This window comes from Endozoicomonas sp. G2_1 (genome assembly GCF_017744155.1).
In the GTDB taxonomy this organism is placed as follows: domain Bacteria; phylum Pseudomonadota; class Gammaproteobacteria; order Enterobacterales; family Alteromonadaceae; genus JAGHQT01.
The window spans coordinates 159,605-171,839 of sequence record NZ_JAGHQT010000003.1 but is presented as its reverse complement, the minus strand read 5'-3'; the positions used below and the strand labels follow the sequence as shown (position 1 = coordinate 171,839).

Below are 12,235 nucleotides of genomic sequence, written 5' to 3'. Positions count from 1 at the left end.
CTTGTTATCGCTCTTCGAAATGGATGTCAAAAGCATCGAAATAAGGTTTGAAATCGCTTATTTCGAACAGATCAACGCAAGGCCTCGCTCCATTATCGATGTCCTCCATTTGCAATAGCTTTTTAGCTAAAATAATCGTCGAAAGTGTAGGAATATAGGGCCCATTGCCCTTAGGAGCGTATAAAGTCCACCTAACGGTTTTATCTTGCCCGTTAACTCCAACGCCTCGAAGTAATACTTCCATCGCGCCTTTGTCACTGCCAAAAGGTAAGAACAAATTACTTGTGGTGACAATTGATTTAGCCAGCGGAGCCCAATTTTTTACCACTCCCCGTTTTGCTAAGGCCGCCATAAACACCATAGTTTGATGCAAAAAAGTAAGCTCTAAGCCTGCCTGAAAGGTCACTCGTTGTTCAACGTTATAATGCTTTGGAAATAACTCTAGGTCTGGCACATCGACATTGGCTAAATGGCGCTTGCCAACAAAGCCGCCAAAATTATTTGTTTTCGAGTCCATCCAACCATAAATATTTTGCCAATCACCGTTCTTAAAAACACTTATGGGATGGCCAGTGTACGACAAAATTGCTTCTACCGTCGCCAATCCGCGCTCTGCTTTGTTGCCAGGTGCAATCGATAAATCAATGGAGGTCAAAGTGTCAAATTGGTCTCGATAGTGTTGAATTACGGTTGACGATAAACCGGGTACAGAACTTGCCCCGCTGACAACTACAACACCATTATCTTTGGCGTATTGGTCGAGTTCAGTGATATCGCAAACAAACCGTCGATCGTCAGCTAAGTCAATGTAATTTGCCCCTGAGGCAATACAAGCTTTTGGTACTCTATAATCTTGTCCTTGAAAAGGGCCGCTTGTATGAATAACCAAATAAGGTGACAGACTTTTTATCTGCTCTTCAAAATCAGCTGCAAAAATATCAATCACTAGCGGTTTTAAAAGAGCTTTTGAATTAACTGGCAAATGTTCAATACATTTAAGCGCTTTCTCTTGGCTTCGGCCCGCAACATAAATAGTGAGTTCATCGATACCAACGAGGCTTTCAACAATTCGCTTGCCAAAGTTGCCATATCCACCGAGAACAACGACCTTTTTCATTTCACTCGTTCCTTGCAAGGTATATCAAAATCGACATGATAATGTTCATCATGCCTCACCCAAGAGCGTTTTTTGGAAAACTCAATATGTGTTTTAAGGTAATCGCCATATTCAGTAGCAAATAACTTGGGTTGCAGCTTGGGATCAAAAATCACTCGCCAAATATCAACGCCATAGCGCTGTGACGACTCGTGTAATGCAACTAAATGAGCCGCCAATGCAGTGTAGTCGATGCGATATTTTTGGTAGCGATCATTTTCATCAAACTCTATGTTGTAACCAAACTTATTTAAGGCATGTGTCGGTAAGTGAACCGATTTTCCTGATTCATCAACCACAGGAGTCATAAAGTCTACTGATAGCCCATTGCGATGCGTTTTATGTGGCTTAAATTGTCCACCTTGCTCAAAGCCTGTTTCAGCATACTTAAATACTTTATTGGGTAATTCGCTGCGTAAATCTTTATAAGCCTCAACAACAATAGACTTAACAACAGAATGAACATATGTTCGCCCCGCCAAACGAGCTACATCACTATAACCAACATAATTCTCTCCAGACGCTGGCAACTTGACACCATATTCGAGATAGCCATTTGATGTAGAGCCATAGCAAACACTTTCTTGAGCCGCTAGCAGCCATGGCACCAATAAAGTAGTAATAATTACAAGTTTAATCTTGTTCATTGGTTTTTATACAACTTCCAATTTAGGGCAAAGTAAATAGCAGCGCCCACTAGCCCAGTATATAGGCAGACTTTGTGTAACATAGAAACACTGATAATACGCCAAAATGGATTATCGAGAGATACAGGAAAGAAAGGTTCAACGTCTGAATGCATGATGCTATCGAGAAAAACATGGCTAACACTCCCGAGCAAGGCGCTTATTAGTGCCACTTTCCAGCTAATGACAATCGTTTTACTGTCATCAAAAATACCTAAGACTGTTAGACCAAACTCTGAGAGGTATTTTCCCGACAATGCAGAAAATGCTGCAATCAATAGTGCGCCAATATAAGTGTGAGTAAAACCGTGTAAATGCCCCTCGCCAGTGATAAGAACAATCAGCGGTTGCAGATCCATCACAATTTGCGTCCAACCAAACACCATTAAACTAAAGCTAGTACCGAGTATGGCTTTAATCAGTATCCCCGGCCCCATATGAATCGGCGTAAATGGCATTAAACTGGTCTCCCACTAATGTTCATAAGCACTGTCAGTATCAGTTTGATTGGGCTGATAAACAACCTCACTCAACTCAGCGATATAACCTGATTTATCGAGTTCTTTGTCGGCCTTTTTTAGAAATTTGCGCAAATGCGGCTTCAAGTGCACAAGTGCGTATGAAATCGGTAGCTGTTTGAGTTTTAAAAAAATAGCTAACGCATAAATGTGTTCTTGCTCCGAAAGGTAACCACTAGTATTGGACTGCCAACCTTGTGACTCAGCATTGCTATATTGCCTAAAATTAAATGCCGAGTTGGCCATAAAGATACCAAAACCGAGAAATGTTGCTGTTATATCAGTAGCAAATTCCCAATTTTCCCAACCACCTGGCGGTGGCTCTTGAGCGGTCGCAGTCAAGTAATGCGACAATTCGTGGGCAAGTGTTGCAACCAATTGAATTGGCTGGCCAATTAGACTCGGCTTGTATGTGATAACAACATTATTATCTTCAGTGGCTTGAAAGGTACCATTAGGTTGTACGGGAGCATTTTGTACCACCATAGTCGGCGACACAATGGGGTTTATGTCGTCATCTTGAGCAACTAACTGACATTGCCAAGTTGCCATACCCGCGTGCTGCTTAACCGACTCAAACGTTGCCAGCGCGGCTTGTTTGGGCTCGCTTACCTGTTCAGGAAAGAACGAACTGGTCGGTAATACTAATTGGGTTGTTTTATAAAAGTCATCGCCGCCAAAATGCTTAAGTAGCCAAGCATAGGTAGCTACTTGAAAGGTTAAGTCGGCTTCTGACAACAGAGGTTCTGATTTGAAGAGCTGAAACATAAATCCGTTTAATAACACCATGTGAGCAAATCATCATAAATGTCACTTTACTGATAATTTTTTCAATAAGCTACCGTATTTCTTAGTCAGCTATAAGCTCAAGCATGAAAAGAGAGCGAATGCCCTCTTCTTCATATTTACACAGTATCAAGCTTTATTGGTTTTAATTCCCAACAGCACGTATGCTGGACAAAACTTAAACAACCCGGTCACCAAAAACACGGCGCCGATCCAACTCCAAACAGGGCCGCCCAAAATCGCCCATAACACTAACGCAAAACCCAGTAAAACTCTTAATACTCTGTCAATTGTACCAACGTTAAACGACATTTATTTGTCCTCAAGTAAGTGAAACTGAGGCCAGTATAAAAAGTTAAAAAATCGCTTCAGTGACTAAAGTCACAATTGGCTATCAAGCAGCAACTTTAATTGATTTACATCAATAACCCGAATCAGCTTTCGCGAAAGTTGCAACCATCCTTTTTCTTCAAACTGTTTTAATAACCTGCTGACCATCTCGCGAACACTGCCAAGTTCATCTGCAATGGCTTGGTGTGATAGCGCAATATCAGGGCCATGTGCTATTAGAAACTGCGCCAATCGCAAGTCGAGCTTTTTAAACGTGACAGCGTCGAGCAGCTGCATTAACTCAGTAATGCGGTAAGAAAAAGTTTGCAACACTTGTTCTCGAAAACTTGCTTGTTCGGCAAATAACTCCATGAATAAAGCTTTCGGAATACTAACGCCTGAGGCTTCTGACTCAGTAATGGCATTGGCAGGATAACGGTCTCCACTGAGCAAGCAGCTAATGGTTAAAATGCAAAGTTGCTGTTGATTCACTCGGTACAGAGTAATTTCGCGACCATTCTCGCTCTCTGAAAAAACTCGAATATCACCAGATGTCACAATTGGCATCATCTGGCAGGTGTCACTGGTTTCAAATACTCTAACACCTGCGCCAATAGTAAACGGCTGGCAGTGCTGAGCGATTTTCTCTTTTGCCGATTCCGACACAGAATCAAAGATCCCACAGTTGAGCATTTGGCTTTGAACACTAGGCATAAAACTTCACTTTATTGCAGAAAAATATGTGTGTTGGCAAAACCTTTTATCAATAAATCGCCTTTTAAACAATGCTAAAACAAGCCACCAATACCAAGTTACTAGCCTATAAAAATCACATAAAAGGTAAATTAGGCCAAGACTATTGCGCTAAAAAAGCCGATAATTACGCCATTATTTTTTATTGTCGTGCACTGGTGAATAACTCACCCAATTTAGCACGGTAACAACAGTCATTTACTGTGGAAATTCCTATGGAAATCAAAGTTAATTTTCTTGAAAACTTAAAAGTTGAAGCCAAATTTGACGACTTCACTGTGGTTGCTGACCAGCCAATTCGCTACAAAGGCGACGGCAGTGCGCCAAGCCCATTCGATTATTTTTTAGCATCATCAGCATTATGTGCCGCCTATTTTGTGCGGGTTTATTGTTTGTCGCGTAATATTCCAACCGAAAATATTCGTTTGTCACAAAATAATATTGTTGATCCAGAAAACCGCTACAACCAGATTTTCCAAATTCAGGTGGAATTACCAGAGAGTATTTCTGAAAAAGATCGCCAAGGTATTTTGCGCTCAATCGACCGCTGTACCGTTAAAAAAGTGATTCAGACTGGCCCAGAGTTTAAAGTTGATGCGGTTGAGAGCTTAGATGACGACGCCCAAGCCATGTTAATGGCAACACCAGCCGATGACAGCAGCACCTTTATTTTGGGTAAAGACTTACCACTCGAGCAAACCATTGCCAACATGACTGAAATTTTGGCTGAGCTTGGGATGAAAATTGAAATTTCATCGTGGCGCAATATTGTGCCAAACGTTTGGTCGCTGCATATTCGCGACGCCGCTTCGCCAATGTGTTTTACCAATGGTAAAGGTTCAACCAAAGAAAGCGCGCTGTGTTCAGCCCTTGGTGAATTTATCGAACGACTAAACTGCAACTTTTTCTACAATGATCAATTCTTTGGCGAAGAAATTGCCAACAGCGAATTCGTTCACTACCCGAACGAGAAATGGTTTGAACTGACCGAAGATGATGCATTGCCACAAGGCTTACTCGACGATTACTGCCTAGGTATTTACAACCCTGATGACGAACTTTGCGGTTCACACTTAATTGATACCAACTCAGGTAATATCGAACGCGGCATTTGTTCGATTCCTTATGTCCGTCAGTCAGACGGCGAAACCGTTTACTTTCCATCAAACCTGATTGAAAACTTGTTTTTAAGCAATGGTATGAGCGCGGGTAACAACTTGCACGAAGCGCAAGTGCAGTGTTTATCGGAAATTTTTGAGCGCGCGGTAAAACGTCAAATTATCGAACAGGAAATCGTCTTACCTGATGTGCCACAATCAGTATTAGATAAGTACCCAAGTATTGTCGCAGGTATCAAAGGGTTGGAAGAGCAAGGCTTCCCAGTAGTGATTAAAGATGCCTCGCTTGGTGGCCAGTTCCCTGTGATGTGTGTCACCCTAATGAACCCAAGAACAGGAGGTGTATTTGCCTCATTTGGCGCCCACCCAAGCTTTGAAGTTGCACTTGAGCGCAGCTTAACCGAGTTGTTGCAAGGTCGTAGCTTTGAAGGCTTGAACGACGTACAAAAGCCAACTTTCAACAGCATGGCGGTGTCTGAGCCAGAAAATTTTGTTGAACACTTTATTGACTCAACTGGCGTAATCTCATGGCGTTTCTTTAGTGCTAAGCACGACTACGAATTTGTCGAGTGGGACTTCTCGGGTACTAACGAAGAAGAAAACAACTCACTGATGGCTATTTTGCAAGACTTAGGCAAAGAAGTTTACGTTGCTGAGTTCAACCAAATTGGCACCGCCTGTCGTATTTTAGTACCTGATTATTCGGAAGTTTACCCGGTTGAAGATCTTATTTGGGACAACACCAATAAAGCCCTAGATTACCGCGAAGATATTCTGACAATTCACTCGCTCGACGATGACGCACTTGCCAGCCTAGTTGAGCGTTTAGAAGAAAGTCAGCTCGACAACTACATTGATATTCGCACTCTAATCGGCATTGAATTTGACGAAAACACCGTATGGGGTCAGCTCACGATTCTTGAGCTCAAAACGCTCATTTACCTTGCCCTAGGTGAACTTGAATCGGCGATTGAATTAGTTGAAGAGTTCTTGCAGTACAATGACAACACAGTGCAACGTGGCTTGTTTTACCAAGCGGTTCATGCAGTATTAGAAATTAGCCTCAGCGATGATTTGGAACTTGAACACTACGTTCACAACCTAACTCGTATGTATGGCGAAGAAGTCATGCAAGCCGTGGTTGGTTCAGTCAATGGCAAAGTTAAATTCCACGGTTTAACTGAAACTAGCATGAAGTTAGAGGGCATTGAACCGCACCTGCGCTTAATTGAAAGCTATAAAAAACTTCATCAAGCCAGAGCGGCTTTAACTAAACTAAATTAGCACAGAGCTATTTTAGTAATTGCCTCCTAAGAATGTTGGCTACCTGATTAAACGAACTGGGTAGCCAACATTTATCACTACTTACATTGCACACCTTCAACTCTGTCGTTATCACATCAATGCGTCATAGGTTTTGTTCACAACCTCAACTGAAATATTGTTATTTTGGTAATTGCCAACAATACGATTAAATTTGAGCTGTTTGCTTCGAATAAAGTCAATAAAAGCTTTAGTGTAACTGGGGATGACCTTAGGAATAGTATTGTCGAAAGCAATGTTTAAAAAGTCCGCTTGGAAAATTACGCCGCTTTCTTTGAAGTAAACAAAACTTTGTCTTTTCGCGTGAGTACTCTCTAAAACATAAAAGTGCGCACCATCGATCAATTGTTCATTTTCAATTATCCGAAATTGAAATTTATCGATGTTATTAGCAAAATCAGGGAAAGCTTTGATGGCCTCAATAGTGTACTGGTCGGCAAGTATTTCAATACCTTGTTCAGCGTATACACTAAGGCCACCAATATCAGATTTATGTGGATGGGTAACGTGAACTGCACTAATCGTTTTAGTGGGAAATTGCTCACCAATCTGCTTAATAATTTTATCTGCTAATTCGGGGTAACCACTTGCGCCAAATACGGTAATGCTGTCGCCTGTGACTTTAAACAAGCTGTTGCGCCACGCGGCAGAATCGGTAATCAGATAAAGGTCTTGGGCTATTTCTTTTGTCACCAAAACACCATCGCCGCGAACCATTTCAGGGCCATACCCCGAAGGCAATTGAAGCTTGCCCGAGTCAACCTGCTCAATAACATCGAACTTGTCATTAAAACTAATGTAAGCAGGCTCAGATGACCCGTTGTAGTACTTATTTACCGAACGCGCAAAAGTAATGCCTCTGGTTGTTTGGTAATCATCATAAAGATAGCGAGCTTGCCGTGACTTATTGTGAAGTGAGACCAGTTGCAGTGGGCTAGTATTAAATTCATAATCGATAATACTATCTTCCGAAACTTTATGAGTAACAACTGTTGTGCCACGTTTAGGGTTTTGGTGAACACTAATAGTGTTAGCTATATCCATTTCATCTAATAGCGGTCTTACCGCTAAAAAGTCGATATTTATCGCCATAAAACTCATAAATCGGTCGAAGTTTCCCATGCCTCGATTAAAAAAGCGTTTACCTAAAAAGTTACCATTACGCTCGTAATAATAACTATGAGTGTCATTTTGAAACTGAACTCTATCAAGTATTTTACCGCCGGGAGCGTACAAGATGTCGTTGTCATAGAAGTGCTTCTTTTCCAAATCCACTTCAACCATTCTGAGCGACATGACTCTATCTGGCACTCGATAATCCCAATAATCGTATGATCGATATTGTTTATTTAAAAAGTGATAATTCAGAGAAAATCTTTTAATTGAGCGCGTTTTTTCATAATGCGATTTGAGCTTATTCATAAAGCCATCCGCTTCACTCGCCCAAGCATTGACACCAACCAACGACAACGCAACCATAGCGACACTTAAAGAAGGTATCGAGCGTAACCTCCTAGCGAGCAACTTCAACATAATTGTTATTTCCTTGTTTGATACAGTAAGTTCTAACAGTTTGATAAATAGACTATAAAACATCACTTCCATGTGCTTTAAATATACGATAACAAGCAGGGATTGTGCGGTTGATGGCGCTTTTGTCAGTAATGCAGTTCCATAATGGTCTCGTCGAATTCATCCTGTTCAACCACTTCAAACCCGAAACGCTCAAAAAACTTTTTCATTACGTCGTGCCCCTCAACATAACAAATTGAAATGGCGTTAAAACCCACGAGCTTTTTAATTTCATCAAGCACGAGGCTAATAGCCTTAGTGCCATAACCGTTGCCTTGGTGACCGACATCAATCATCAATTGATCAATAAATATTTCATTGGGCTTACCATCGTCAAAGTTTGGGTAATATTGAATAAAACCAACGGGTTTATCACCTAAATAAATACCGCGATTAACGTAGTAATCGTAAAATTTAGACGCGGCGATCGCCTCTGAATTCAACGCAACGTAATTCTCTTGTTCCTTGGTGATTTCGAGTTCTATCATATCGAGCCAGTTGTCTTTGGTAATTTCTCTTAAGTTAATTTCCATCTCATTTTCCTTTTATTTCAATGGTATTACGCTAAATAAGATTGAGACGACAACTATTAATTCAAGTATCTAGCTGCTAGCAGGGAACTGGTACAATAAAGTTAAAGACAATAAAAAAGGGCTATTTCAAACAAAATAACCCTTTTCAACACTATCGACTAAAAGAATAATTATTTTTCTTTTTTAGCTTTCTTCTCAGCAATTTTTACTGGGTCGTATTTAGCAAACCACCCCATAATATTGTCGGTTTTAGCGATTAATCGGCTTGGTCTTGAAGCGATGTAGTGCGGTGCTTCTGGCACTCTAATTAGCGCAGTATCAACACCGTTCATTTTCAAGGCAGTATAAAACTGCTCGGCTTCCCATGCAGGTGTTCTAAAGTCTTGCTCACCCACCATCATTAAAGTTGGAGTACTGACTTTATCCATGTAACTGATTGGCGAACGCTTCAAATATTCCTCTGGGTTTGACCAAGGATCTTCGCGAATCCAGTGGCGACGCACGTATTGACCAATGTCAGCAGCAAGTGCCATGGTCATCCAGTTAATTACAGGTTTGATCGAAGCCGCGGCGGCAAAACGATTAGTTTTTGTAACGATCCAAGCCGTTAAAATACCGCCACCAGAGCCACCAGTAACAAAGAGGCGTTTGTCGTCAACATACTTACGGGCAACAAGCTCATCAACCACTGTCATTAAATCGTGGTAATCGTTACCCGGATAAGCGCGGTCAATTGCCTGCGCAAAGTCTTCACCGTAACCTGTTGAACCTCGTGGGTTTGCCCACACTGTCACATAACCTTCGGCAGCAAAACGCTGAATTTCACTGGCAAAATAAGGGCCGTACATAGTGTGTGGACCGCCGTGGATCTCGATAATCATCGGGTAACTGCCATCAGCTTTAAAGCCCGGAGGCAGTGCTACCCAAGCTTCAATTTCTTTGCCGTCGTGGCTCGATTTCACTTTGATTTCTTCGATTTTTGCCATCTCTAAATATGGCAAAACATCGTCGTTTAGCGCGGTTAACACCCGTTGCTTTTTACCTTTAAAATTAGCAACCGCTAAATCAGCCGGTTTGTCGGTAGAGCCTGCTGTATAAGCAATGGTCGGCTTGCTTGATTTGCTAATTGAAAAGCTACCGGCAGCGTAAGGGCGACCAATGGAGGTACCGCCAATGTTGGTTAGCAGCTTGGTCACTTTACCTTTTAAACTGGTTTTATAAAGACTTAATACGCCGTAATCTTCCGACAAAAAGACGATGTTTTTACTGTCTGATGTCCAAGCAACCTGACCAATTGAACCCTCAAAATCAGCAATAATTTCACGTTGCTTTGAACCATCAGCATTCATCAAATAAAGATTTTGCTGCTGATAAGAAAGCACTTTGTCGTCGTAACCGCGATAAGCGATTAACTTACCGTTTGGCGAGACCACAGGTGAGCCGTCTGGGCCGTCGCGATCGGTTAATGCCTTGATTGATAAGTCGGCTAATTCAACTGCATAGATTTCACTTTCAATCGGGTCCATGTCTCGGTTTTCACCGCGGTTACCCGACACTAAAATGGTGTCGTTATCAAGCCAGCTTGGTGCTGACATATCCGCTTCACCAAAAGTCAGTTGCCTCGGCGTGCCGCCATCAACCGGTAAAACAAAAGCTTGCGTAGCACCTTCTTGCAAATAGCCAGCACCGTCAAATCTAAAGGTTAAGTCATCGAATACTTTAACGCCGGGGTTCCACTTAGCACCTTTCGGTGGTGTTGGTGGTGTCGCAAAACTCGGTTTTGCTGTTTTCACAAACATGTTAAAGGCAATGTGTTTGCCATCTGGCGACCACGTCGCTCGCGATGGGCTTTGGCTAAACTGCGCCAGCGAGACACTGCGATTATCAGCAAGATAGTAAACTTTAAGCTCAGGTTTTCCATCGCTTACCGTACCGTATAGTAAACGACTGCCATCGGGAGACCAGCGCGGTGAATACGAGCTCGCGCTACTATCAAGTAACGGCAAGTGAGTGTTCTTTTCTAAGTCGTATAACCAAATTCGGCTAGTATCTCGGTCGGTCATTTTATCCATTGAATGACGAATATAAGCGACCTTTTTGCCGTTTGGCGAAATTTGTGGATCTGAGGCGTATTCAATATCAAAAACGCGTTCAGCGCTAAAACGCTTTGACGGTTGCTCGGTTTGATTGCTCATATCGCTGCCTGCAACAGCAGGGCTATTCACAGCTAGCAAACCACAAACAGCAGCCAACACACTAAGACGGTATCCCATCGGTGTCTCCCAGTTGTTATTTATGTGAAAAAAAGGTTAATTTAACCGATTTAGCTTAGGCGAATAGCCAAGTGAATGCTAGTGCCGACAACAGACATTTCGACCAAGTGCTAGTTATTGTCGCTGTATCGACAATTCCAGAATTACCGTGTTGGCATCAGCATTGGCCCGAACTAATTAATGGTGCTGCAGCCTAACACTGCCAGGTGAGAGTCCCGTCCAATTAGTGTAGGCGCGAATAAACGAATTAGGCTCGTTAAAGCCAAGTAGAAATGAGATTTCAGAAAGCGAAAGTTCCGATTTACACAAATAGTGATCAGCAAGTTCAGTGCGAATAGTTTGCAGCAAGCCTTTAAAATTTTGTTGCTCTGCGTTGAGCTTACGCTGCAACGTTCTTGGGCTCATTGCCAGTTTACTTGCCACCGAGTCAATATCCGCAGTGCCACTCGGTAGAGCTTCCAACAATACTGCCCGCACCCGTTCAGAGGTTTGTGCACTTTGATCTAAATCGGCTAATTTACAATTGAGCTTGTCTTCAAAAAATTGCCACATAGCAACATTAGCCGTTAAAAAAGGCCGTTGAGCATCCTCAGTACTAAACTGCACTTTCACTTGTTCACCCTGCTGTAATTTACAACCAAAGTAGTCTTGATAGGCGTCAATATCGTCAGGTAATTCCGGTAAAGTAATTGCCAGTGGGCAGACATGGGCTCGGGTAGCTAAGCGCGCCAACTGAGTAAAAAAAACACATTCGGCCAAACACAGTGTTTTTGGCAACACGCCTTTGTTGCCGTAATAGCTCAAGCTCAATTCAGTTACGGTCGAGCTTGTCTTCAAGGTTATTTGTACAGGGCCAATCAGTGGCTTATAGCGCTGCAGCCGTCCAAGCGCCATTGCTAAGTTGTCGCTGCAAATACTGGCAAAAATCGGTGCATCGAATACCTCAACACTCAAATGTTCTGCCAGCAACAGAGGCAACTCTTGCCCCGACAGTGCTTTCTCTATCCCGATCCACAACCGATAATATTCACCCGGCGACAAAGTTGCTCCAGCCCGTGAGAATAAATCAGCAGGCAGTTGGCCAAACCGGAGCACGTCACTTGGCGAGGCGCCTATGTCGTTGAGCAACAATAGCCAATTTGGCGATACTGAAAATTTTGCCGCGAATTTCATCGTTAAATAATCTA

Annotated in this window: 12 protein-coding genes; 2 read left to right on the top strand and 10 right to left on the bottom strand. The window is 42.4% G+C overall.

From position 1 onward, the window contains the following. Positions 1 to 4 precede the first annotated feature (4 nt). The 6 genes from J7384_RS05870 to J7384_RS05845 all read right to left on the bottom strand — a co-directional run bounded on the left by J7384_RS05870 (position 5) and on the right by J7384_RS05845 (position 4,190). A complete protein-coding gene (locus tag J7384_RS05870; RefSeq protein WP_209112043.1) occupies positions 5 to 1,117 on the bottom strand; it encodes a saccharopine dehydrogenase NADP-binding domain-containing protein in 1,113 nt (370 codons plus the stop codon). Continuing rightward, positions 1,114 to 1,803, bottom strand: a complete 690-nt coding sequence (locus J7384_RS05865; protein ID WP_209112041.1) for a penicillin-insensitive murein endopeptidase — start codon at positions 1,801 to 1,803, stop codon at positions 1,114 to 1,116. Before J7384_RS05865 ends, J7384_RS05870 begins: the two co-directional genes overlap by 4 nt. Continuing rightward, complete coding sequence (locus J7384_RS05860) at positions 1,800 to 2,300, bottom strand: metal-dependent hydrolase (protein ID WP_209112039.1); 501 nt, start codon at positions 2,298 to 2,300, stop codon at positions 1,800 to 1,802. The genes J7384_RS05865 and J7384_RS05860 overlap by 4 nt, the downstream gene beginning before the upstream one ends. A gap of 15 nt (positions 2,301 to 2,315) precedes the next feature. Next, positions 2,316 to 3,128: a hypothetical protein gene (locus tag J7384_RS05855; protein ID WP_209112037.1), complete on the bottom strand. Its 813-nt coding sequence runs from the start codon at positions 3,126 to 3,128 to the stop codon at positions 2,316 to 2,318. A 147-nt stretch (positions 3,129 to 3,275) separates the two neighbouring features. Continuing rightward, a complete protein-coding gene (locus tag J7384_RS05850) occupies positions 3,276 to 3,458 on the bottom strand; it encodes a DUF2892 domain-containing protein (protein WP_209112035.1) in 183 nt (60 codons plus the stop codon). A gap of 69 nt (positions 3,459 to 3,527) precedes the next feature. Beyond that, a complete protein-coding gene (locus J7384_RS05845) occupies positions 3,528 to 4,190 on the bottom strand; it encodes a Crp/Fnr family transcriptional regulator (protein WP_209112033.1) in 663 nt (220 codons plus the stop codon). Between the two features lie 254 nt (positions 4,191 to 4,444). Between J7384_RS05845 and J7384_RS05840 the strand changes: the two genes are divergently transcribed. After that, positions 4,445 to 6,631: an OsmC domain/YcaO domain-containing protein gene (locus J7384_RS05840; RefSeq protein WP_209112031.1), complete on the top strand. Its 2,187-nt coding sequence runs from the start codon at positions 4,445 to 4,447 to the stop codon at positions 6,629 to 6,631. Positions 6,632 to 6,742: 111 nt separating this feature from the next. Here the strand turns inward: J7384_RS05840 and J7384_RS05835 are convergent, their stop codons facing one another. From J7384_RS05835 to J7384_RS05825, 3 genes are all read right to left on the bottom strand, one after another. Further along, positions 6,743 to 8,203, bottom strand: a complete 1,461-nt coding sequence (locus tag J7384_RS05835) for a hypothetical protein (RefSeq protein ID WP_209112029.1) — start codon at positions 8,201 to 8,203, stop codon at positions 6,743 to 6,745. 125 nt (positions 8,204 to 8,328) lie between these two features. Continuing rightward, the gene (locus J7384_RS05830; RefSeq protein ID WP_209112027.1) at positions 8,329 to 8,775 is read right to left on the bottom strand and encodes a GNAT family N-acetyltransferase; all 447 of its coding nucleotides are present in this window, start codon (positions 8,773 to 8,775) and stop codon (positions 8,329 to 8,331) included. Between the two features lie 170 nt (positions 8,776 to 8,945). Continuing rightward, complete coding sequence (locus tag J7384_RS05825; RefSeq protein WP_209112025.1) at positions 8,946 to 11,048, bottom strand: S9 family peptidase; 2,103 nt, start codon at positions 11,046 to 11,048, stop codon at positions 8,946 to 8,948. A gap of 71 nt (positions 11,049 to 11,119) precedes the next feature. On the opposite strand from J7384_RS05825, the gene J7384_RS19530 reads away from it, so the two are divergent. Beyond that, positions 11,120 to 11,245 (top strand): hypothetical protein, encoded by a 126-nt coding sequence (locus J7384_RS19530; protein ID WP_280636317.1) that lies wholly within the window; start codon positions 11,120 to 11,122, stop codon positions 11,243 to 11,245. Here J7384_RS19530 and J7384_RS05820 read toward each other — a convergent pair. After that, positions 11,226 to 12,221, bottom strand: coding sequence for an AraC family transcriptional regulator (locus J7384_RS05820; protein ID WP_209112023.1), 996 nt, complete (start codon positions 12,219 to 12,221; stop codon positions 11,226 to 11,228). The two genes, J7384_RS19530 and J7384_RS05820, sit on opposite strands and share 20 nt — an antisense overlap. Positions 12,222 to 12,235 lie beyond the last annotated feature (14 nt).